The 630-nt window shown below is 49.2% G+C and carries 1 pseudogene; it reads right to left on the bottom strand.

Going from position 1 to position 630, the window contains the following annotated elements:
- A pseudogene (locus tag R7Z50_RS28560) lies at nucleotides 1-630 on the bottom strand (hypothetical protein); the annotation flags it as partial.

Raw genomic sequence — 630 nt, 5'->3', positions numbered from 1 at the left:
TTCAGACCACCATCACCTGTATAACTACTGCCATCACAAGCTCCTCCGCTTTCACAAGAGCTTAGCTCCTGACGATAGTTGGCGTAATACAGATCGCCTGCGTACTCCGCATCGGTCTCAGCCAAAACATCGGGCTCTCTCACGTATTTGTCTGGTAAAACCGTTCCGTCATTTTTAATCGGTCCCGAAAAGTCGTTGAGCCTCACATTCAGTCCCTGTGCAACTGGACCTGCACTATTACCTGGTTTAGTCGTAACGGTATCGCCAATTGAGGCGCAACCGTTGTAAGCACCAGACAATGCATCACGAACCAAAGCCGCACCGCTATTGCCAGTCGCTTGACCAAAATCGAGCAATTGAAAATTAACCGGCCCCATATCGGTATTATTCTGATCGCCAACTTTTAACTCGTGCACAAGCGACGGATCCATATCCACATTCGGATCATAACCCGGTAGACGATACCCCCATGCGTCTTCAACCGTACCATTTGGATCGCCACACATCGCAATCGGCGTTAAGTTACATGTGTAAGCAATCGCCGCGCTTCGTCCCGCAACGGCACTGGCCGAAACGTTCTTAACAATCCCAAATACAGCACTCATATACTGAGAAATCCCCATGTCAGTT

The sequence above is a fragment of the Vibrio sp. 1249-1 genome, from assembly GCF_033340495.1.
Note: the sequence above shows the minus strand (reverse complement) of the source record. Positions and strands in the feature narration are given on the sequence as shown.